The following is a 21766-nucleotide window of genomic DNA, read 5'->3' as shown; positions in this document are numbered from 1 at the left end:
TCCACGGCGCTCGGCATCGCCCCGCGCACCAAGCGCTATCCGGTCGTCGCCATCTTCGAGATCGGCATGTCCGAATACGACGCGAGCATCATGTTTATGCCGCTCACCGAGGCGCAGCGTTATTTTAGCCAGCCCAAAAAAGTGACGGTGCTCGAAGTCGTGCTCGACTCTCCAGACGAGGTTGCAGACCTAGCGCCGAAGATCATCACCGCCGGCGGCCCAACCATCTATGTCAGCGACTGGCGGCAACGGAACGCGACGTTCTTCACTGCGCTTCAAGTGGAGCGCAACGTCATGTTCCTTATTCTGACGCTTATCGTGCTGGTGGCGGCGCTCAACATCATTTCCGGCCTCATCATGCTGGTGAAAGACAAGGGCCGCGACATTGCGATCTTACGAACCATGGGCACGACACGCGGCGCGATCATGCGCATTTTCTTCATCGCTGGCGCTTCAATCGGCATCGTCGGGACGATCGCCGGACTGATCCTCGGCGTTCTCGTGTGTCTCAACATCGACCGCATCCGAGGTCTCATCGGCTGGTTGACCGACACCGAACTCTTTCCGGCGGAGCTCTATTATCTGTCTCAACTTCCGGCCGATATGGACACGGGCGAGACGGCAACCGTTGTCGTCATGGCGCTTGTGTTATCGGTGCTCGCCACGGTCTATCCGTCCTGGCGGGCATCGCGTCTCGATCCGGTCGAAGCACTGCGCTACGAGTAGGGGGCTTTCTTGGACAATCCCGAACGAACCCCGGCTCTGCGGCTTGAGAACCTCGACCGCGGCTTCACCCAAGGTGATCGCCGCATCGACGTGCTCCAGAAGGCGTGCGCCACCTTCTATCCCGGCGAGACCGTGGCGCTGCTGGGCCCGTCAGGCGCGGGCAAGTCAACGCTGCTGCACATCGCCGGTCTCCTGGAGCGCCCGGACGAGGGCGCAGTAATCATCAATGGCATCGACTGCGGCTCGCTGTCCGACAATGAGCGGACGCGCATCCGGCGCCTGGACGTGGGCTTCGTCTATCAGTTCCATCATCTGCTGCCCGAGTTCTCGGCCCTGGAGAACGTCATGCTGCCGCAGCTCATTCTCGGCCAGGACAAGCCCGACGCCGAGGCCCGCGCCAAGAACCTGCTGAAGACGCTGGGCCTGGAACAGCGCTGGGAGCATCGCCCGGCGGAACTGTCCGGCGGCGAGCAGCAACGCGTGGCCATTGCCCGCGCCGTCGCCAACCAGCCCAAGGTCCTCTTGGCGGACGAGCCGACGGGCAATCTCGATCCCCACACCGCCGAGCGGGTCTTCGCGGAGCTGATGAAGCTTGTCACAGAAGAGGGCGTCGCCGCCGTGGTGGCGACCCACAATCTGGAGCTCGCGGCCCGCATGGACCGCACGCTACGCCTAACCGACGGTCACCTCATCGAGGAGGACGTGGTCGTGGTGGAGACCGCCAGCTAATCCTCCCCTTGCCAACTCCCTGGCGCCAGAACAGAATAAGAACATCTAACGGTAGATTCTCGGGGTCCCTGCCGCGAAACCGTGAATCCTGGGGACTTTCGGATACGCCAATCGATCTGAGACCCCGAATCCGAAAAGCTGGGACGAGATCGCGGCAAGAGGACCAATGACGACGCGCCCCCAACCCTTCGTGCATCTTCGCGTGCACTCCGCCTACTCCCTTCTGGAGGGGGCGTTGAAGATCCCCAAACTTGTCGAGCTGGCGAAGGCCGACCACGCGCCGGCGCTCGCGCTCACCGACGCCAACAACCTATTTGGCGCGCTGGAATTCTCCGAAGCCATGGCGAACGCGGGCATCCAGCCCATCATTGGCTGCACGCTGACACTGACCTTCGAGCAAGAGCCGGAGCCGGCACCAGGAACCGGCCCAGGCGCACCCAAAGCGGACGGCCGCATCGCGCTCCTCGCCAAAGACGAGACCGGCTACGCCAATCTAATGCGGCTTTCGACCCAAGCCTATTTCGCCGCGGCTGAAACCGGCGAGGCGCTCGTCACCGTCGAGCAGCTGTCAGAGCACGCGAGTGGGCTGATCGCGTTGACCGGCGGTCCGGAAGGGGTGATCGACCTCGCCCTCGCAGATGGAAACCCGGAGTTTGCCAAAAGCCGTCTGGAGGCTTTGCACGCGCTCTTCGCAGATCGGCTCTACGTGGAGCTGCAGCGTCATGGACTGCCACAGGAAAAGGGAACCGAGCCCCATCTCATCGGCCTTGCCTACGACATGGAACTGCCGCTCGTTGCCACCAACGAGCCGTTCTTCGCGCAACACGATGATTTCGAGGCGCACGATGCGCTGATTTGTATCGCGCAAGGAAGCTATGTCGCCGTCGACGAACGCAGGCGTTTGAGCCCCGAGCACCACTTCAAGACCGCCGAGCAGATGCGCGCGTTGTTCGCCGATATCCCGGAGGCGCTTGAGAACACGGTGGAGATCGCCCGGCGCTGCGCCTACAGGCCGATGCTGCGCGACCCGATCCTGCCAGCCTTTCTCTCCGGCGAACAAGCCACCAGCGCGCTCGCCGAAACGGAGGCGGAGGAACTGCGCCGGCAAGCCGAAACCGGATTGGCAGAGCGCCTCGCACAAACCGGCACCGCACCGGGCCATGATGAAGCGGCCTACAAGGACCGTCTCGCCTTCGAGCTCGATGTCATCACCGGCATGAACTATCAGGGCTACTTCCTGATCGTTTCGGACTTCATCAAGTGGACCAAGGGGCAGGGCATTCCCGTCGGCCCCGGCCGTGGCTCGGGCGCCGGCTCGCTTGTGGCTTACGCGCTCACCATCACCGACCTCGATCCGATCCGCTTCGGTCTCCTGTTCGAGCGCTTCTTGAATCCCGAACGCGTGTCCATGCCGGACTTTGATATCGATTTCTGCCAGGACCGCCGCGACGAGGTGATCGCCTATGTGCGCGAACGCTATGGCGCCGACCGCGTCGCCCACATTATCACCTTCGGTAAGCTTCAAGCGCGCGCCGTGCTGCGCGACGTCGGCCGTGTCCTGCAAATGCCGTATGGCCAAGTCGACCGGCTGTGCAAGCTGGTGCCGATGAACCCGGCGAACCCGGTGACGCTGCCGCAAGCCATCGCCGGCGAGCCGCGCTTGCAAGAGGAACGCGACAAGGAGCCGATAGTCGCCAAGCTGCTCGACATCGGCCAGCGGCTGGAGGGCCTTTATCGGCACGCCTCCACCCACGCCGCGGGCGTGGTGATCGCCGACCGGCCCTTAATCGACCTGGTCCCGCTCTATCGGGATTCGCGCGCCCAGCTTCCGGCAACGCAGTTCAACATGAAGTGGGCCGAGGCCGCAGGGCTGGTGAAGTTCGACTTCCTCGGCCTGAAGACGCTCACGGTCATCGACACCGCGCGGCTGTTGATTGCCCGCGATGGGCCCGACATCGATCCGGCGAAGATTCCCTTGGACGATGAAGCGTCCTTCGAACTCATGCAGCGTGGCGACACGATCGGCGTGTTCCAGCTTGAAGGACAGGGCATGCGCGATGCCTTGCGCAAGCTGAAGCCCGACCGCTTCGAGGACATCATCGCCATGGTCGCGCTCTATCGACCGGGCCCGATGGACAACATCGAGACCTTCGTGAACCGCAAGCACGGGCGCGAGGAGATCGAAAGCCTGCATCCCATGATCGAGCCGATCCTGGAGGAGACCTACGGCGTCATCATCTACCAGGAGCAGGTGATGCAGATCGCGCAAGTCCTATCCGGCTACTCCCTGGGCGAGGCCGATCTCCTGCGCCGCGCCATGGGCAAGAAGATCAAGAAGGAGATGGACGCCCAGCGGAAGCGCTTCGTCGACGGGGCCGTGGAGAACGGCGTCGACAAGGGCCGCGCGGAATACATTTTCGAGCTGGTCGCGAAGTTCGCCGGCTATGGCTTCAACAAGTCTCATGCCTCCGGCTATGCGCTGATCGCCTACCAGACGGCCTATCTGAAAGCGAACTATCCAACAGAGTTCATCGCCGCATCCATGACCCTCGACATGGGCAATGCCGATAAGCTGGCCGGCTTCGCGCAGGAAGCGGAGCGATTGGGCATTGGGATCGAGCCGCCGTCCCTCAATCATTCGGAAGTTGGCTTCATCCCCAGCGGCGGTGCCATCCGCTATTCACTCGCCGCGCTCAAGAATGTCGGCCGCCAAGCCGTGGAGTCCATTTGCGCCGAGCGCGACGAGAATGGCCCGTTTAAGAGTGTGCCGGATTTCGCGCAGCGGCTTAACCCGCGTCTTGTCAATAAGCGCGCCTTGGAAACGCTGTCGGCGGCAGGCGCGTTCGATGATCTTGATATCGACCGGGCCACGGCCCATGCCAATGCCGACTTGATCATTGCCACCGGCAATAGCGCCCAAGAGGCCCGGGCCGAAGGGCAGAATGACCTGTTTTCCGGCGGGGGCGCCGCGCCGGAAATCACGCTTCGCCGCGCCAATCCGTGGGGCTCGACGGACCGCCTCTCCATGGAGTTCGACGCCGTCGGGTTCTTTCTCAGCGGACATCCGCTAGACGATTATAGCGAGGTTTTACAAAACATTGGCGTCGAACCTTGGACCGAATTCGAAGGCAAGGCGCGAGCCCGCCGCGTGGTCGGCAAGCTGTCGGGCACCGTCCTTTCGGCGCGGGAGCGCACGGGCAAGAGCGGCAACCCTTATGCCTTTGTCGTGTTCTCAGATCCCACGGGCCAGTTCGAGGCGGTCATCTTTTCCGAGGCCCTTGTCGCTGGCCGGCATCTGCTTGAGACCGGCACAGCCGTCCTCCTGGATGTGGAGGCGGAAGCCGACGACGACACCGTTCGCGTCCGCATTCAAGGCCTAGAGTCTCTCGATAACGCCGCGCAGACCAAGGCTTCCGGCATGAGGGTCTATGTGGAGAGTCCGAAGGCGCTTGCGCCCCTGGCCAAACAGGTTGGGGCGCAAGGTGGCGGGGGCGCGTTCCGCCTCGTGCTGCGCCTCGACGAACTCGCCAAGGAGGTGGAGTTCGAACTGCCCCGGGGTGTCGACACCACGCCGCGTCAGCGCAGCGAGCTCAAAATGGTGGAGGGCGTGGTCTCGATCAGCGCCCTGTAGCCGTTGCGGCGCTTGGCTTTTCAACCATTTCCGACCATATCACGGCCTCGGTCTCGACTCGCGCCTCGGGCCTTGCCAAGCGCCAGTCTCACCCCTATAACGCGCACCATCTCACACGCGGGGATTAGCGTCACGAAGGCCCCATAGCCTTCACGCTCGTTCCGGTGACCGGTGTCCGGCCGGTCTCTTCGCCCCGCGGCGGCATAACCGGAAAAAGGAGTTCAGCAGTCCCATGGCACTGCCTAATATTACTATGCGCCAGCTCCTGGAGGCTGGCGTTCACTTTGGTCACCAGACCCATCGCTGGAACCCAAAGATGGCGCCGTTCATTTACGGCTCCCGCAACAACATCCACATCATCGATCTGACCCAGACGGTGCCGCTTCTGCATCAGGCACTGCTCACGGTGTCCGATGTCGTGGCCAAGGGTGGCCGCGTGCTCTTCGTCGGCACCAAGCGCCAAGCCTCCGAACCGATCGCTGACGCGGCCCGCTCGTCCGCGCAGTACTTCATCAATCACCGTTGGCTAGGTGGCACGCTGACCAACTGGCGGACCATTTCCAATTCCATCAAGCGGCTCAAGTCGCTGGAGGAGCTTTTTGAAGGCGAACACCACGGCCTGACGAAGAAGGAGCTGCTTCAGCTCACCCGTGAGAAGGACAAGCTCGAGCGGTCCCTTGGTGGCATCAAGGACATGGGTGCACCGCCCGACCTGATGTTCGTGATCGACACCAACAAGGAGTCAATCGCCATCGCCGAGGCCCGCAAGCTCAAAATGCCTGTGGTGGCCATCGTCGATTCCAACTGCGATCCCGACGGCATCACGTTTCCCATTCCGGGCAACGACGATGCCGGACGCGCCATCACGCTCTATTGCGATCTGATTTCGCGCGCCGCCATTGATGGCATCGAGCGGGCCCAAGGCTCCGCCGGAATGGATGTGGGCGCCGCCGAAGAGCCCCTGGCCGAACCTGGTCTCGAAGGCGAAGACGCACCCAAGGCCGACGCCAAGCCGGAGCCGAAAAAGGCGGAAAAGAAACCCGCCAAAGCCAAGGCGCCTGCGAAGCGCAAGCCTGCCGCAAAGAAGAAGGCTGAGACGTCCGACGCCGAGACGCCGGACTCCGAGGCCAAGGGCTCTGGAGCCAAAGCCTCTGGAGCCGAGGAAGAAGCGTAACGTGAAGACGCCGGTGCAACACCCTGGCGCAACAATGAGGAACGTATGGCGACGATAACTGCAGCCCTGGTCAAGGAGCTCCGCGACAAGACCGGCGCGGGCATGATGGATTGTAAGGCCGCATTGAACGAGAATGACGGCGACATGGAAGCCGCGATCGATTGGCTGCGGGCGAAGGGCCTTGCCAAGGCGGCCAAAAAGGCCGGCCGAGTTGCCGCCGAAGGGCTTATTGGGCTCGCCGGCGACGACAAGGAAGCAGCCGTCGTGGAGGTCAATTCAGAGACCGACTTCGTGGCGCGCAATCCGTCGTTCCAGGAATTGGTGCAGACCATCGCCGCCGCCGGTCCCAAGGCCAAAGGCGACTTGGCGGCACTCGGCGCCGCGTCTTACGGCAAGACCAAGATGAACGTCGCAGAAACCCTGAAGGAGATGGTGGGCTCCATCGGTGAGAACATGACGCTCCGCCGGACGGCGTACCTCTCGGCCAAGGACGGCGTGGTCGCGAACTATATGCACAACCAGGCCGCACCGGGCCTCGGCAAGATCGGCGTCATCGTGGCGCTCGAATCTACCGGTGACGCCGATGCGCTCAAGGCAATCGGCAAGCAGGTGGCCATGCATATTGCAGCCGCCAGCCCGCAGGCCGTGGACACCGACAGTCTCGATCCGGAGGTCGTCGAACGGGAGCGCGCCGTGCTGACCGAGCAGGCCAAGGAATCGGGCAAGCCGCCCGAGGTCGTGGACAAGATGGTCGAGGGCCGTTTGCGCAAGTTCTACCAAGACGTCGTCCTGCTTCAGCAGGCATTCGTCCACGATCCGGATAACACCGTCGCCAAGGCCCTCGAGGCTGCGGGCAAGGAGGCCGGGGCCCCCATCAAAATCACCGGGTTCTACCGGTTCGCGCTCGGCGAGGGGATCGACAAGGGCGAGAGCGATTTCGCCGCAGAGGTTGCCGCGGCTGCATCGGGCTCCTAGGGTCGGTGACAATCTCGGGATGGATTCGGGTCTGAGACTTGATCTGAGGTCACCGCATCGCCACGGGAGTTCGCGCTGATGGACAAATCGCCTTCGCCGTCCAAACTCCGTTACGGACGCGTTCTCTTGAAGCTGTCGGGCGAAGCGCTCGCGGGCGACAAGGGTTATGGCATCGATCTTGACGTGGTCGAGCCGATTGCCAGGGACATCGCCGAAGCGGCCGACATGGGCGCCGAGATCTGCCTCGTCGTGGGCGGCGGCAATATCTATCGCGGATTGATGGCTGCCGAGAGCGGCATGGACCGCGCCCGCGCCGACTATATGGGCATGCTGGCGACGGTGATGAACGCTCTCGCCCTTCAGACCGCTATCGAACGGGTAGGCCCAACAGCACGGGTGCTCTCGGCGATCCCAATGCCTACGGTGTGCGAGCCATACATTCGCGACAAGGCCCTCGACCATCTGGAGAAGGGCCGGGTGGTAATCTTTGCCGGCGGCACGGGAAATCCCTTCTTCACCACGGACACCGCCGCGGCTCTGCGGGCCGCCGAAATGGAATGCCGGGCCCTCTATAAGGCCACCAAGGTGGATGGGGTCTACAGCGCCGACCCGGTCAAGGTCCCGGATGCAAAACGCTATGTCCGCTTAAGTTACGACGATGTGCTAAACCAGGATCTGAAGATCATGGATGGCGCCGCGATCGCCCTTGCCCGGGACAACCGGATTCCCGTAATCGTGTTTTCAATCAAGAGCCAAGGCAGCTTGGCTCTTGAGTTGCAAGGGCAGGGCGCCTCGACCACCATAGACGATGGAAGGGGCGCCTAATGGACGCTCGGAAAACGCCAACAGGGCTCAAGCCCCCACGCCGCGCCCAACCGGAACCGGCGTAAGAGGCGGGGCAGGAAGGCAACGAATGTCTAGCTTCGACTTGGACGAGATCGAACGACGCATGCGTGGTGCGCTCAACGTTCTCAAACAGGAATTTGGCGGTCTGCGTACAGGCCGCGCCAGCGCAAGCCTGCTCGACCCCATCATGGTGTCGGCCTACGGCAACCCCATGCCGTTGAACCAAGTGGCGACGGTCAATGTGCCGGAGCCGCGCATGATCACGGTGCAGGTCTGGGACAAGAGCCAGATCAATGCGGTCGACAAGGCGATCCGGGAGTCGGACCTCGGTCTCAACCCCGTCGTCGAGGGGCAGCTCCTGCGCCTGCCGATCCCCGAGCTCAACCAGGAGCGCCGTCAGGAACTCGTCAAAGTTGCCCATAAATATGCCGAACAGGCACGCGTCGCCGTGCGCAATGTCCGGCGCGACGGCATGGAACACCTCAAAAAGGCCGAGAAAGATGGTGACATGGGCAAAGACGAACACCATACACTAGGAACGAAGGTTCAGGATTTGACCGATAAGGTGGTCAAAGAGATCGACGGGGCCCTGGCCACCAAGGAAGCCGAAATCACGCAGGTCTGAGGCCATGCGCGCGATTCCCTTTCAAGAGACGCTTTGGATACGCCGACCGTGACACTTGCGATGGACAACAAATGGGGTGACGCCGATCGGCCGGTTGCGCGCCATGTCGCCATCATCATGGACGGCAATGGCCGGTGGGCCGCCGAGCGCGGTCTGCCGCGTGTCGAGGGTCACCGCCAAGGCGTCGAGAGCGTCCGGCGTACCGTCGAGGCGGCCATGGAGCAGGGCATCACCCACCTGACCCTGTTCAGCTTCTCCTCGGAGAACTGGTCGCGCCCCAAGCAAGAGATCAACGACCTGTTCGGGCTTCTTCGGCGCTTTGTCCGCCGCGACCTCGCCGAACTGCATAAGAACGGCGTCAACATCCGTGTCATCGGCGCGCGCACCAACCTCGACGACGACATCCTGCGCATGCTCAACGATGCCGTCGAACTCACCAAGGACAACACCGCGCTCAACCTGACCATCGCCTTCAACTACGGGTCGCGCGATGAGATCGCCCGCGCCGCGCAACGCATTGCCGAGGACGCTAAGGAAGGCCGCGTCGCACCGGAGGACGTGACCGAGGAGCGCTTGGCCGACTATCTCGATACGGCCGGCCTGCCAGATCCCGACCTTCTGATCCGCACCAGCGGCGAGTTGCGCTTGTCCAACTTCCTATTGTGGCAATTGGCCTACGCCGAATTCGTCTTCGTCGACGTCTTCTGGCCCGACTTCACCAAGGAAGTGTTCGAAGAGGCCGTTGCCGAGTACCAGCGTCGCAGCCGCCGCTTCGGTGGAACCTCGGCGAGATCGACCGCGTGACGCCAACCCAAACGCCTTCCGACAAGCACCCGAAAGACCCCGCACCGCAACCCATGCCTGAGCTCTTGCGCCGGATCATCTCGGCCTTGGTGCTGGGGGCCATTGCGCTTGCAGCCGTCATCGCCAGCCCGTGGAGCTTTCTTGTTCTCGTGATCGTTGCCGGCGGACTCCTGGCCTGGGAGTGGGGCAGCCTTACCCGCGGCAGCGGCTTCGACGGTACCGCCCTGGTGCACGCCATCGCGGCCATCGCGATCGCGGTTCTCGTTGCCTTCAGTCGCCCGGATCTGGCGATCCTTATTCTTGGCCTGGCGAGCGTTGCGCTATTCTTTGCCGCCCCTGACCGGCGAAGCGGTGCCTGGGCTTTGGCCGGGCTGCTCTATGTGGCACTCCCGGTTTGGAGCCTGATCTGGCTGCGCAGCGACCCCAATTACGGCCTTGTCGCCATCCTCTTTCTCCTGGCCATAGCCTGGACCACGGACACGGCCTCCTATTTTGGCGGCCGCAGCATCGGCGGCCCGAAATTGGCGCCCCGCATCTCGCCGAAGAAAACATGGGCCGGCTTCTTCACCGGCGTTCTGACAGCGGCGGCCGTCGGCTATGCTATTGCGCTGTATCTCGGCGGCACGTCTCCATGGATTTTGGCGCTGGTGGGCGCCGGTCTCGCGCTCGCCTGCCAGCTGGGAGACCTGCTAGAAAGTGCCGTGAAGCGGCATTTCGGTGTGAAGGACATGAGCCAACTCATTCCGGGTCATGGCGGACTCTTCGACCGGATCGACAGCCTCCTCCTGGCGGCGGTCGTGGCGGGCCTCATCGCCTTGCGCAATCCGGCCGCGCCCGGTGCCGGCCTTCTCATCTGGTAAGGACGCGCCCTGTTACCGGCACAGACATCCTCAAGCCCCGAGCCCACGCAAAACGCCGCACGGCCAAAGCGGATCACCGTGCTCGGCGCCACCGGCTCGATCGGCGAAAGCACGCTCGACCTCGTCGGCCGCGATCCGGACGCCTATGAGGTGATCGCGCTAACGGGCTGCAAGAACGCGACCCGCCTTGCCGAGCTCGCCATCAAGCATCGCGCTAAGCTCGCCGTCGTCGCCGACCCCGATTGCTACGCGGACTTGCAGGAGGCGCTGGTGGGCTCAGGGATCGCCGCGGCGAGCGGCGAGAAGGCGTTGCTCGAAGCGGCAAGCCGTCCGGCTGACTGGATCATGGCCGCGATCGTCGGCGCGGCGGGACTGAAACCGACATTGCGCGCGGTAAAGCAAGGCACGGCCACGGCACTTGCCAACAAGGAATGCCTCGTCTCGGCCGGGGCCTTGTTTATGGACGAGGTGGCGCGCCACGACACGACGCTGCTTCCAGTCGATTCCGAACACTCAGCGGCGCTGCAAGCGATGACGGGCACGCCGCCGGAGAGCATTGACCGCGTCTGTCTCACCGCCTCGGGCGGACCGTTCCGCACGTGGGACTTGCAACAGATGGCCGACGCGGAACCCGCGCAAGCCTTGAAGCATCCCAATTGGTCCATGGGCGCCAAGGTCACCATCGATTCCGCGACGCTCATGAACAAGGGGCTGGAGCTCTTGGAGGCCCATCACCTTTTCGCGCTCGCACCCAAAAAGCTCGACGTGCTGGTCCACCCGCAGTCCATTGTCCACTGCCTCGTCTATATGCGCGACGGCGCGGTCCTGGCGCAGATGAGTTGCCCGGATATGCGCACGCCAATCGCCTACAGCCTGGCGTGGCCGAACCGCATGAACGTTCCGGACATGCGCCTCGACCTCGCGAAGGTCGGCACGCTGACCTTTGAGAGCCCCGATCCGGAGAAATTCCCGGCCTTGCGTCTCGCAAAGGAAGTTCTCGCCGCGGGCGGCAGCGCCGGAACGGTGCTCAACGCAGCCAATGAAGTGGCCGTTGAGGCCTTTCTCGACAATCGCCTCGGCTTCCTGGCCATCGCCGGGTTGGTGGAAACCACGCTCGCCGGCAGTCCGGACCTAATCGCCCTTAGCCCGCAGACCGTTGGCGAAATTCTTGAGATCGACGAGGAGGCCCGCCGGCGCGCACGGGTCTCCCTCCCACGGATTGCATAAGCCTGACCTGCGGGCTAAGAACGGACAAATTATTGAGGTAACTGGCACTTATGGACACGATAAATCTGCTTTCCGGCTTTGGCAGCTCCTTCCTCAGCTACCTCATTCCATTTCTCTTCATCCTGACCCTGGTGGTCTTCATCCACGAGCTCGGCCACTTTCTTGTGGCCCGTTGGTGCGGTGTCGGCGTCAAGGCGTTCTCCATCGGCTTCGGGCCGGAGATCTTCGGGTTCTACGACCGGCACGGCACACGTTGGCGGGTGGCATGGATACCCCTCGGCGGCTACGTGAAGTTCGTCGACGACGAGAACGCCGCAAGCGCAGGCCAGACGTCGTTGGACGAACTGTCGCCGGAAGATCGCGCGAAGAGCTTTCAAGGCAAACCGCTCGTCCAGCGCGCCGCCATCGTCGCCGCCGGACCAATCGCCAATTTCATCCTGGCGATTGTGATCTTCACGTTCATGTTCAGCGTCTATGGCGAGCGCATCACCGCGCCGAAAGTGGACGCCGTCTCACCGAACAGCGCGGCGGAGCGGGCAGGCTTCAAACCCGGTGACGAGGTCGTCAGCATCGACGGCGATGAGATCGACAACTTCGCCACAATGCAGCGCCTTGTCTCCATGAGCCCCGATCAGGATCTTCGCTTCGTGGTCGACCGGGGCGGCGCCAAGGTCGAGCTCACGGCGACGCCGGAGCGCAAAGAGATCACCGACCGATTCGGCAACACGCTGAAGATCGGGCTGCTCGGCATCCAGCGCAGCGCATCGCCGGACGATTGGTCCTGGGAGCGGCACGATCCGGCCACGGCCTTGGTCATGGCGGTTCAGGAGTGCTACTTCGTCATTTCCCGGTCCCTGGGCTACCTCTACGACGTCATCATGGGACGGGAAGACGCCGACCAGCTCGGCGGACCCATACGGATCGCCCAAATATCGGGGCAGGTGGCCACGGCGGGATTTGTTGCGCTCCTGAACCTCGCGGCCATCATTTCCGTCAGTATTGGTCTAATAAACCTGTTCCCAATACCAATGCTCGATGGTGGACATCTTCTGTTTTACGGCATCGAGGCTCTCAGAGGAAAACCGCTCAGTGAGTCCACACAAGAGATCGGTTTCCGTATTGGCCTAGCATTCGTTCTCATGCTAATGATCTTCGCGACCTGGAACGACTTGATTCACTTGAAGTTTTTGTGATCTCAGGTTGTAGAGGCGCACGCTTAGCGGGGACCCCGAGGTCCCCGTATGGTTAACGGGCGACACCAAAAATCGGCCACAAACAAATGGCCAGTTGCGGTCTCAAGGCATTTGCCGCCAAGGCTTTTTGCCAACGGGGTCGGCTTGAGGGGAAGACACCAGTAATGGTGCGGTGGACGTTGGAACGAGGGCTGCTCGCGGCCCTCCTCGTGCTGAGTAGCGTCCCGCTTTCGCTGGGCGTCAGCGCCTGTTTTGGCGACCTCTATGCGTCCGCCCAAGGCGCCGTCATCCGATCCATCGTTGTTGAAGGCAACCGGCGCGTAGAGCCGGAGACGGTCCGGTCCTACCTGACGTTCTCATCGGGCGACGCGTACGATCCCGGCGAGGTCAATCAATCCCTCAAGACGCTGTTCGCTACCGGCCTGTTCCAGGACGTCCGCATTCGTCGCAGCGGCTCGACCATAATTGTCATCGTCGTTGAAAACCCGATCGTCAGCCGTGTTGCGTTCGAAGGGAACGAGGACATTGACGACGAGACGCTCACTCCTGAAGTCCAGCTCAAACCACGCGCCGTCTATACGCGAGCCCGAGTCCAGGCGGATGTGCAGCGCATCCTGATTGTTTATCGGCGCAAGGGCCATTACTCGGCACAGGTCGAACCCAAAATCATCCATCTCGACAGTAACCGCATCGACGTTGTATTCGAGATCAATGAGGGCCAGACGACCAAGGTCCGCGCCATCAACTTCATCGGCAACCACGCCTTCAGCGAATCGCAGTTGCGCCATGTCATCTCGACAAAGCGCACCACTTTGCTGAGCTTTCTGAAGAGCGACAATATCTACGATCCCGACAGGCTCAGCCTCGACCGCGAATTGCTTCGCCAATTCTACCTCAAGAACGGTTATGCCGACGCGCGCATCACCTCCGCGACGGCCGACCTCGATCGCGACGGACGGGGCTTCTTCCTCACCTTCACCATCGAGGAGGGCGAGCGCTACCAATTCGGCTACATCGATATCGAAAGCGCTTTGCCGTCGCTGAATGTCGATGGCTTGCACGGTGCAATCCTCACCAGACCGGGACGCCGCTACAACGCCCAGAAGGTTGAGAAGACGGTTGAAGCCTTGACCATCAAGGTCTCCGAGCAGGGCTATGCATTTGGACAGGTCCGCCCGCGCTTCGAGCGCGATCAGGCCACCCACATGATGAACATCGTTTACGTCATCGACGAGGGGCCACGGGTCTACATTGAACGCATCAACATCGTGGGCAATTACCGCACGGAAGATAGGGTCATCCGGCGGCAGTTCCGTCTCGCCGAAGGCGACGCCTATAACCGCTTGCTCGTCGAGGCAGCGCGTAAACGTCTGCGATCAATGGGCTTTTTTAAGACCATCGAGATTGAAACGGAGCCAGGCAGCGCCGCCGACCGCGTCATCCTTCAGGTTGTGGTGGTGGAACAGCCGACGGGCGAGTTCTCCTTCGGCGCCGGCTATTCGACGACCGAGGGCGTCATCGGCGACATCAGCGTCACCGAGCGCAACCTTATGGGTAAAGGCCAATATGTCCGGCTCGGATTCTCGGGCAGCTTTGAGCGCGCCCAGGTCGACTTCAGCTTTACCGAGCCGCACTTCCTCGATCGCAATATGGCGGCTGGTTTCGACCTCTTCCACAAAGAGGTCGACCTGCGCGACGTGGCTTCATTCCGGCAGCGCGACACTGGCGCCAATCTTCGCGTCGGCTTTCCGATTGCCGATGACACCCAGCTTGGTCTGCGTTACCGGCTGCAGCGCGAGGAGATTTTCGACGCGACCTCCGACGCCTCGCTCGCGGTCAAGGATGCAGCGAGCGACGGTCCTGTCTGGGTCTCCAGCCTTGGCTATACCGTTGCCTTTGACACACGGAACCTGCCACAGCAGCCAACAAGCGGCATGTTCGCATCGCTCTCTCAGGATTTTGCCGGACTTGGTGGCGACGTGAACTACAACCGGTTCGTCGGCGATGTCCGTGGGTATTATCCCGTCACCAACAAGATTACTTTGGTTGGCCGCGCGCAGGGCGGCGCAATCAATGGCTGGGGCGAGAATGAGCTCCGCCTGACGGACCTCTTCTTCAAGGGCGGCGAAACAATCCGCGGTTTCGACAGAGCCGGTTACGGCCCGCGTGATGCGTGCGAGAGCCCAACAACAGGCGCGCGCGTGCCGAATTGTAGCCGCGACGCTCTAGGCGGCCAGTACTTCTGGTCCACCACGGCCGAACTCCGTTTCCCGTTCCCGCTGATCCCGGACAGCCTTGGAATGCAGGGTGCCATCTTCGTCGATGCAGGTTCGCTCTGGAACACCAGCCCGCGCGCCGTGGATGCGGTGACGGACGAGGGCAGCTTCGTCCTCGACACGGCCGATGTCCGTCTTTCGACCGGCTTCAGCGTTATTTGGCAGTCCCCCCTTGGGCCGCTCCGCGCCGACATCGCCGAGGCGCTTCTCAAGGCCGATTTCGACGAAACTGAACTTTTCCGCTTCGGCGCCTCAACGAACTTCTAAAAGACGCCAGTTCGGTTTATGGCTACGCGCCATGGTTCAACGCGCTTAGCCACTCGCGGGAGATTTGATGAAACACCCGGGTTTTTTCGAGCGGGCCGGTCCGTTCTCCTTGCGCGCCGTCGCCGACGCCACCGGCTCCGAGATCGGCGGATCCGCCGATCCCAATCTCAAGCTCAAGAACGTCCTGCCCCTGGATGATGCAGGCGAGGGCGACCTGTCCTTCACGGACAATCCGAAATATCTGCCTCTGCTGGCCGAGACCGCGGCAAGTGCGTGCATCGTAGCCCCGAAATACGTTCGCAGGGTCCCGAAGGAAACCGCCAGCCTCGTCATGGCCGACCCTTATCGGGGCTTCGCCAAAGCACTGACGCTGTTCTATCCGGACTCACTGAGGTCGAAGACGGCAAGCGCCTGGCTCAAAGACACAGCCACCACGGATCGCCTGTGCCACATCCATCCGAGTGCGGTGCTCGAGCCGGACGTCGTCATCGAACCAGGCGCCATTGTCGGGCCGGAAGCGCATATCGGCCGCGGCACCACGATCGCGGCCAGTGCCGTCATTGGTTATCGGGTCCATATTGGCCGGGACTGCTATGTTGGGCCCAACGCGTCCGTGACCCACGCGCTCATCGGCAATCGGGTCGGCCTCCACGCAGGCGTTGCCGTCGGCCAGGACGGTTTCGGATTTGCCATGGGAAAGCAGGGGCACGCCAAAGTGCCTCAGATCGGCCGGGTGGTGATCCAGGACGACGTCGAAATTGGCGCAAATTCAACCGTCGATCGCGGCGCGCTGCGGGACACCATAATCGGCGAAGGCACGAAAATTGATAATCTCGTGCAAATCGGGCACAACGTCGTCATTGGAAGACACTGTATTATCGTGGCCCAAACAGGTATCTCGGGCAGTTCCGAACTCGGCGATCTCGTTGCTCTTGGCGGCCAAGTTGGCGTCATCGGCCACGTCAAAATCGGTGCTGGCGCCCAAATCGCCGCAACCAGCAATGTTCGGGGCGATGTGCCCGCCGGTGCACGTTGGGGCGGCACGCCCGCCAAGCCAGTGAGGCTCTGGTTCCGGGAGCTGACCGTCCTGCGGCAGCTCGCTGAGAACAAGGACGTGAAGGTCAACGAAGGCGAAGGCGGGGAGGGCGGAACGTCATGAGTCCCCATCAAAGGAGCCGGCCCGAATGAACGAGAGCGGGGTAACACCGGAGCAGGATCGGCTGGAAACAGCCGACATCATGAAGCTGCTGCCGCATCGCTATCCATTCTTATTGGTCGATCGCATCATCGACATGGATGGCGACCGGTCGGCGACCGGCATCAAGAACGTCACGGCGAATGAACCCTATTTCCAGGGCCATTTCCCTGGCAATCCGGTCATGCCCGGCGTGCTCCTTATTGAAGGCATGGCGCAAACTGCAGGCGCGCTATGCATGCGCTTCCTCGACGAGTTCGAAGAACCGCCACTCGTTTACTTCATGGCCATCGACAAAGCGCGCTTCCGCCGCCCTGTCGTTCCTGGAGACACCGTTCATTATCTCGTTCAGAAGATGCGTAATCGTGGCCGCGTTTGGCGCTTCCGCGCCCGGGCTGTCGTCGACGGCAACACCGTTGCCGAGGCTGAGGTCAGCGCTGTGATCATCGATTCGATCGATGCCGAGACCTAGCCGGAAAAATACATGACCAATATCCACGCGACCGCGCAGGTCGAGCCGAGCGCCAAACTTGGCGCCGATGTTAAGATTGGGCCGTTCTGCTCAATTGGACCCGACGTTGAACTTGGCGACGGCGTGATCGTTCACTCTCACGTCGCCATTGACGGCAAGACGACTATCGGTTCGAGCTGCAAAATCTTTCCCTTCGCCTCGATCGGACAGGCGCCCCAAGACATTAAATACGACGATGAGCCGAGCACCGTAACCATAGGGCCCAACACGCTCGTTCGCGAACATGTCACGATCCATCGCGGAACGCCGACCGGCCACATGGCGACCCAGATCGGCGCCAATTGCTTCCTCATGATCGGCGCACACATCGCCCATGACTGCAACATCGGCGACAACGTCACGCTAGTAAACGGCGTCACCTTGGGCGGTCACGTTTCGATAGGCGACAACGCGATCATTGGCGGGCTATCGGCGGTACACCAATTCGTCCGCATCGGCTCCTATGCCTTCGTTGGCGGTATGTCGGGTATTGCCGCCGACCTCATTCCCTATGGCATGGCAGTCGGCAATCGCGCCAATCTCAACGGGTTGAATATCGTCGGACTGAAGCGCAAACGCTTTCCGCGCGAGCAGATCCATGAGCTGCGCCAGGCCTACCGGATGCTGTTCTCGGCAGAAGGCACGCTGAGGGAACGACTCGATGACGTGGACGCGCTGTTCTCCAAGAACCCGCTTGTCGCCCAAATCATCACGTTTATGAAAAGCGATACCGACCGGTCTTTTTGCGTACCCAACAATGTCGCAACGCAGAGCCGCTAAAAGTACAGCGCCGTTCGCTCCGCGAGCCGCCAAGATTACCGGCCCGCTCGGCATTGTTGCAGGACGAGGGCGGTTCCCTGCCGTCATCGCCGAGGCGATGACCGCGCACGATATCCCGCTGCACATTATTGGTCTCCGTGGAGAGGCTTCCGAAGCCATCGAGCGTTTCCCCCACACCTGGATCAGTTGGGGCCAGGTCGGCAAACTCTTCGGCGCACTAAAGGACCACGGATGTACCGACATCGTCATTATCGGCGGCGTCAACCGGCCTGACTTCGACAAACTGCGGATCGACTTTGGCGCAGTCAAAACACTTCCTTTCCTGCTGAGCCTCGCCAAGGGCGGCGACGACCATGTGCTGTCGCGCATCGTTCGCTTCTTCGAAGACAAAGGCTATCGCGTCCATGGCGCCGGCGAGGTTCTCCCTGATCTTCTCGCGCCTGTCGGAACGCTGACGGCAAAGGCCCCGTCGGCCGGCGACCAGGCGGACATTGCCGCCGCGCTGAAAGTGGTTCGAGCATTGGGACGACTTGACATTGGCCAGGCCGCTGTCGTGTCACGCGGGCACGTCTTAGCCGTTGAGGCGGCGGAGGGCACCGACGCCATGCTCCGGCGCTGCGCTGAAATTCGCAGGCTAGGCCGCACCCACGGAACACGACAGGGCGTGCTCGTCAAGGCGCCGAAACCCGGGCAGGAGGAGCGCATCGACATGCCGACCATCGGCGCCGAAACCATACGCCGCGCGGCCGCCGCAGGGCTTGCCGGCGTTGCCGTTGCAGCCGGGCGCGTCCTAATGGCCGAACGGGACGATGCGATTGCCGCAGCAAACGCGGACAAACTCTTTCTTGTCGGTGAACACTGGGACGACGCGGACGACTAAGCCTGGCTCGCGCCTCTAGCGGTCCGCCATCGGCACGTAAGCCCGCTCCGTCGCGCCGGTATAAAGCTGCCGCGGCCGGCCAATCCGCTGCAGGGGATCTTCGATCATCTCCATCCACTGCGCAATCCAGCCCACGGTCCGGGCAATGGCGAACAGCACCGTAAACATGTCGGTCGGGAAGCCGAGCGCCTTCAGCGTAATGCCGGAATAGAAGTCGATATTCGGATAGAGCTTCTTCTGGATGAAGTAGTCGTCTTCAAGCGCGATCTTTTCCAGCTCAAGCGCCACTTTGAGGATCGGGTCGTCCTTGTGGCCAACCGCCTCGAGAACCTCGTGGCAGGTCTTCTGCATGATCTTCGCCCGCGGATCGTAGTTCTTATAGACCCGGTGTCCGAAGCCCATGAGGCGGAAGGGATCGGCCTTGTCCTTCGCGCGCGCGATGAATTCCGGAATGCGGTCCACCGAACCGATCTCCTGAAGCATGGTCAGGGCCGCCTCGTTGGCGCCGCCATGGGCCGGGCCCCACAGACACGCAATGCCTGCGGAAATACAGGCGAACGGGTTCGCGCCTGATGACCCTGCCAACCGCACGGTCGACGTCGAGGCGTTCTGCTCGTGATCGGCGTGCAGAATGAAGATCCGCCGCATGGCGCGAGTCAGTACAGGATCGACCTGGTACTCCTCACACGGAACGGCAAAGCACATCCGCAAGAAGTTGGTCGAGTAATCAAGGTCGTTCTTCGGATACACGAAGGGCTGGCCGACGGAGTATTTGTAGGCCATCGCGGCGATGGTCGGCATCTTGGCGATCATGCGAACGCTCGCCATGTCCCGTTGGCGCGCGTCCCGAATGTCGATGGAGTCGTGATAGAACGCCGAGAGTGCCCCAATCACGCCGACCATGATTGCCATGGGATGCGCGTCACGCCGGAACCCGGTGTAGAACCGGTTCATCTGCTCGTGCACCATGGTGTGCCGAGTGATCCGCTGCTTGAACACCGCGTACTGTTCTTTCTTCGGCAATTCGCCGTAGAGCAGCAGATAGGCTGTTTCCAGGAAGGTGCAGTGCTCGGCCAGCTGATCGATGGGGTAACCCCGATACAGCAATATGCCCTGGTCACCATCGATATAGGTGATCTTCGACTCGCAGCTTGCCGTCGACGTAAAGCCCGGGTCGTAGGTGAAGCAGCCGGTGTCCTGGTAAAGCGACGCGATATCGATCACGTCGGGCCCGAGCGTACCCTTCCGCACCGGCAGGTCATGCTGCGCATCGCCCAGTTTGAGGGAAGCCTCGTCCGTTTTGGCGGGCGGGAAGTCCTCTGCGACACTCATCTCAAAACCTCCTGGCCCCTTTGGGGGCAATCGGACCAAACGTGCGTACGACATATCACTTCAGGCACGGTTCTTGGGTCCTTGGAAACAGATTTTTTGCGCTGCGAATAATCGCGGGGATTCTACCGCAGTGCAACACAGGCGCCTGCCCAAATGTTAAGCACTATGGCCGTTGGCTGACTGGTCAGAAAGGCGCGCAAGCGCTTCGTCCCGGCCCAAAACCGCCATAACATCGAAGATTCCAGGGGAGGTTGCACGGCCGGTCAGCGCGGCGCGCAAAGGTTGAGCCACCTTTCCAAGCTTCCGGTCCGTCGCCTCTGCAAAGTCACGCACGCAACCTTCCAGCGCCTCAACGGTCCACGGCTCGACCTTCTCCAGCTCTTGCAACAGCGCGGCAAGCGTTTCCCGCCCCGTATCGTCGAGCTGCTTCTTTGCCTTGTCATCCAGCGTCAGAGGACGGGTGACAAAGAGGTAGTCGGCACTGTCGAGAAGCTCGACCAGCGTTTTGGCGCGTTCCTTCAAGCCCGGCATGGCTTGTTCCAGCTTCGCCCAACCGCTTTCACCGATGCGGGCCGCAATCGCATCACCGTCGGGCAGCACAGGCACCAACGCTTTGAGCTGCGCAACGATCTCGCTGTCCGCCATCGTGCGCAGATAATGACCGTTGAGATTTTCGAGCTTGGCGAAATCGAAGCGCGCAGCCGACCGGCCGATCGCATCGAGGTCGAACCATTCGATCATCTCGTCCGTCGAGATGATCTCATCGTCGCCGTGACTCCATCCGAGGCGCACAAGATAGTTGCGCAAGGCCTCCGGCACGTAGCCCATCTCCCGATACGCTTCGATCCCAAGCGCGCCGTGCCGCTTTGATAGTTTCGCGCCGTCCGGTCCGTGGATCAGCGGCACATGTGCGTAAACCGGCGTCTCCCAACCAAGCGCACCGAAGATCTGCGCCTGACGCGCGGCATTGGTCAGGTGATCGTCGCCCCGGATAGCATGGGTCACGCCCATATCATGGTCGTCGACGATCACAGACAGCATATAGGTGGGCGAGCCGTCACTCCGCACCAGTACGAGATCATCGAGATCCTTGTTGGCGAAACTGACCTCGCCTTGGACCTGGTCCTTTATGAGTGTCGTGCCTTCGCTCGGTGCTTTGAAACGGATCGCGGGCAAGATCCCTTCAGGCGCGTCCTTCGGATCGCGGTGACGCCACAAGCCGTTATAGCCGGGCGCACGGCCTTCTTCGCGCGCCGCCTCGCGCATCGCTTGAAGTTCCTCAGGGCTGGCATAGCAACGATAGGCCTTGTCTTCGGCCAGCAAGCGCTCGGCGATCTCACGATGACGCTCGGCTCGGGAGAACTGGTAGACCGGCTCCCCGTCCCAATCGAGCTCCAGCCAGCGCAAGCCGTCCAGAATCGCGAGGATCGCGCCTTCCGTGGAGCGCGCCCGGTCGGTGTCCTCGATCCGAAGCAGCATCTTGCCGCCTTTCGCCTTGGCATAGAGCCAGTTGAACAGGGCCGTGCGGGCGCCGCCAATATGCAGGTACCCGGTGGGGGACGGCGCAAAGCGCGTGATGACTGTCTCGCTCATAGATCGATCTGGAAGGTCTCAAAGCTGGTGGGGACAAGGTTGGGCGTGGTGTAGCATAGGGCTTAGGTGCGGGTAAGCGGGTGTTTGGGGCGGGGGTCCCATGCCGGTCCAGGAGAACGACGCCGAGAGCGGGGGCGGCCGC

At 62.0% G+C, this 21766-nt stretch carries 18 protein-coding genes; 16 read left to right on the top strand and 2 right to left on the bottom strand.

From position 1 onward, the window contains the following. The 16 genes from ABY454_RS09240 to ABY454_RS09165 all read left to right on the top strand — a co-directional run. Positions 1–726 (top strand): FtsX-like permease family protein (locus ABY454_RS09240; RefSeq protein WP_372930068.1); only part of this gene is annotated, 726 nt, incomplete at its 5' end. Positions 727–735: 9 nt separating this feature from the next. After that, entirely contained in the window at positions 736–1455 is a 720-nt protein-coding gene (locus tag ABY454_RS09235; RefSeq protein WP_372930066.1) for an ABC transporter ATP-binding protein, read from the top strand. Between the two features lie 166 nt (positions 1456–1621). Beyond that, positions 1622–5086 carry a DNA polymerase III subunit alpha gene (gene dnaE, locus ABY454_RS09230; protein WP_372930064.1) on the top strand — a complete coding sequence of 1155 codons (3465 nt, stop codon included), beginning with the start codon at positions 1622–1624 and terminating at the stop codon, positions 5084–5086. Between the two features lie 232 nt (positions 5087–5318). After that, entirely contained in the window at positions 5319–6260 is a 942-nt protein-coding gene (rpsB, locus tag ABY454_RS09225) for a 30S ribosomal protein S2 (protein WP_372930063.1), read from the top strand. Positions 6261–6305: 45 nt separating this feature from the next. Then, a complete protein-coding gene (gene tsf, locus ABY454_RS09220; protein ID WP_372930061.1) occupies positions 6306–7235 on the top strand; it encodes a translation elongation factor Ts in 930 nt (309 codons plus the stop codon). A 78-nt stretch (positions 7236–7313) separates the two neighbouring features. Next, positions 7314–8060 carry a UMP kinase gene (gene pyrH, locus ABY454_RS09215; protein WP_372930059.1) on the top strand — a complete coding sequence of 249 codons (747 nt, stop codon included), beginning with the start codon at positions 7314–7316 and terminating at the stop codon, positions 8058–8060. Between the two features lie 88 nt (positions 8061–8148). Next, positions 8149–8706 (top strand): ribosome recycling factor, encoded by a 558-nt coding sequence (gene frr, locus ABY454_RS09210; protein ID WP_372930058.1) that lies wholly within the window; start codon positions 8149–8151, stop codon positions 8704–8706. A gap of 60 nt (positions 8707–8766) precedes the next feature. Further along, a complete protein-coding gene (locus tag ABY454_RS09205; protein WP_372930072.1) occupies positions 8767–9510 on the top strand; it encodes an isoprenyl transferase in 744 nt (247 codons plus the stop codon). Beyond that, positions 9507–10370 (top strand): phosphatidate cytidylyltransferase, encoded by an 864-nt coding sequence (locus tag ABY454_RS09200; RefSeq protein WP_372930056.1) that lies wholly within the window; start codon positions 9507–9509, stop codon positions 10368–10370. Before ABY454_RS09205 ends, ABY454_RS09200 begins: the two co-directional genes overlap by 4 nt. A 72-nt stretch (positions 10371–10442) precedes the next feature. After that, positions 10443–11597: a 1-deoxy-D-xylulose-5-phosphate reductoisomerase gene (dxr, locus tag ABY454_RS09195; protein ID WP_372930070.1), complete on the top strand. Its 1155-nt coding sequence runs from the start codon at positions 10443–10445 to the stop codon at positions 11595–11597. A gap of 50 nt (positions 11598–11647) precedes the next feature. Next, positions 11648–12790 carry an RIP metalloprotease RseP gene (gene rseP, locus ABY454_RS09190; protein ID WP_372930054.1) on the top strand — a complete coding sequence of 381 codons (1143 nt, stop codon included), beginning with the start codon at positions 11648–11650 and terminating at the stop codon, positions 12788–12790. A 164-nt stretch (positions 12791–12954) separates the two neighbouring features. Beyond that, entirely contained in the window at positions 12955–15333 is a 2379-nt protein-coding gene (gene bamA / locus ABY454_RS09185; RefSeq protein WP_372930052.1) for an outer membrane protein assembly factor BamA, read from the top strand. A 67-nt stretch (positions 15334–15400) separates the two neighbouring features. Continuing rightward, positions 15401–16492: a UDP-3-O-(3-hydroxymyristoyl)glucosamine N-acyltransferase gene (lpxD, locus tag ABY454_RS09180; protein WP_372930050.1), complete on the top strand. Its 1092-nt coding sequence runs from the start codon at positions 15401–15403 to the stop codon at positions 16490–16492. A 25-nt stretch (positions 16493–16517) separates the two neighbouring features. Continuing rightward, complete coding sequence (gene fabZ, locus ABY454_RS09175) at positions 16518–17000, top strand: 3-hydroxyacyl-ACP dehydratase FabZ (protein ID WP_372930048.1); 483 nt, start codon at positions 16518–16520, stop codon at positions 16998–17000. A gap of 12 nt (positions 17001–17012) precedes the next feature. Beyond that, positions 17013–17819: an acyl-ACP--UDP-N-acetylglucosamine O-acyltransferase gene (lpxA, locus tag ABY454_RS09170; protein WP_372930046.1), complete on the top strand. Its 807-nt coding sequence runs from the start codon at positions 17013–17015 to the stop codon at positions 17817–17819. After that, the gene (locus tag ABY454_RS09165; protein ID WP_372930044.1) at positions 17797–18699 is read left to right on the top strand and encodes an LpxI family protein; all 903 of its coding nucleotides are present in this window, start codon (positions 17797–17799) and stop codon (positions 18697–18699) included. The genes lpxA and ABY454_RS09165 overlap by 23 nt, the downstream gene beginning before the upstream one ends. Positions 18700–18714: 15 nt before the next feature. Here ABY454_RS09165 and gltA read toward each other — a convergent pair whose 3' ends face one another. Together gltA and gltX are read right to left on the bottom strand one after the other, a co-directional pair. Continuing rightward, a complete protein-coding gene (gene gltA, locus ABY454_RS09160) occupies positions 18715–20031 on the bottom strand; it encodes a citrate synthase (protein ID WP_372930042.1) in 1317 nt (438 codons plus the stop codon). A 156-nt stretch (positions 20032–20187) separates the two neighbouring features. After that, positions 20188–21624, bottom strand: a complete 1437-nt coding sequence (gene gltX, locus ABY454_RS09155; protein WP_372930041.1) for a glutamate--tRNA ligase — start codon at positions 21622–21624, stop codon at positions 20188–20190. Between the last annotated feature and the right edge of the window lie 142 nt (positions 21625–21766).

Source organism: Methyloceanibacter sp. (assembly GCF_041573655.1).
In the GTDB taxonomy this organism is placed as follows: domain Bacteria; phylum Pseudomonadota; class Alphaproteobacteria; order Rhizobiales; family Methyloligellaceae; genus Methyloceanibacter.
The sequence above is the reverse complement of the archived record's forward strand: the minus strand, read 5'-3'. Positions and strand labels throughout refer to the sequence as shown.

Bases quoted from the DNA above. Each gene is read 5' to 3' on its own strand.
- dnaE (WP_372930064.1), top strand. From the start codon at position 1,622: ATGACGACGCGCCCCCAACCCTTCGTGCATCTTCGCGTGCACTCCGCC.
- rpsB (WP_372930063.1), top strand. From the start codon at position 5,319: ATGGCACTGCCTAATATTACTATGCGCCAGCTCCTGGAGGCTGGCGTT.
- tsf (WP_372930061.1), top strand. From the start codon at position 6,306: ATGGCGACGATAACTGCAGCCCTGGTCAAGGAGCTCCGCGACAAGACC.
- pyrH (WP_372930059.1), top strand. From the start codon at position 7,314: ATGGACAAATCGCCTTCGCCGTCCAAACTCCGTTACGGACGCGTTCTC.
- frr (WP_372930058.1), top strand. From the start codon at position 8,149: ATGTCTAGCTTCGACTTGGACGAGATCGAACGACGCATGCGTGGTGCG.
- ABY454_RS09205 (WP_372930072.1), top strand. From the start codon at position 8,767: ATGGACAACAAATGGGGTGACGCCGATCGGCCGGTTGCGCGCCATGTC.
- rseP (WP_372930054.1), top strand. From the start codon at position 11,648: ATGGACACGATAAATCTGCTTTCCGGCTTTGGCAGCTCCTTCCTCAGC.
- bamA (WP_372930052.1), top strand. From the start codon at position 12,955: ATGGTGCGGTGGACGTTGGAACGAGGGCTGCTCGCGGCCCTCCTCGTG.
- lpxD (WP_372930050.1), top strand. From the start codon at position 15,401: ATGAAACACCCGGGTTTTTTCGAGCGGGCCGGTCCGTTCTCCTTGCGC.
- fabZ (WP_372930048.1), top strand. From the start codon at position 16,518: ATGAACGAGAGCGGGGTAACACCGGAGCAGGATCGGCTGGAAACAGCC.
- lpxA (WP_372930046.1), top strand. From the start codon at position 17,013: ATGACCAATATCCACGCGACCGCGCAGGTCGAGCCGAGCGCCAAACTT.
- ABY454_RS09165 (WP_372930044.1), top strand. From the start codon at position 17,797: ATGTCGCAACGCAGAGCCGCTAAAAGTACAGCGCCGTTCGCTCCGCGA.
- gltA (WP_372930042.1), bottom strand. From the start codon at position 20,031: ATGAGTGTCGCAGAGGACTTCCCGCCCGCCAAAACGGACGAGGCTTCC.
- gltX (WP_372930041.1), bottom strand. From the start codon at position 21,624: ATGAGCGAGACAGTCATCACGCGCTTTGCGCCGTCCCCCACCGGGTAC.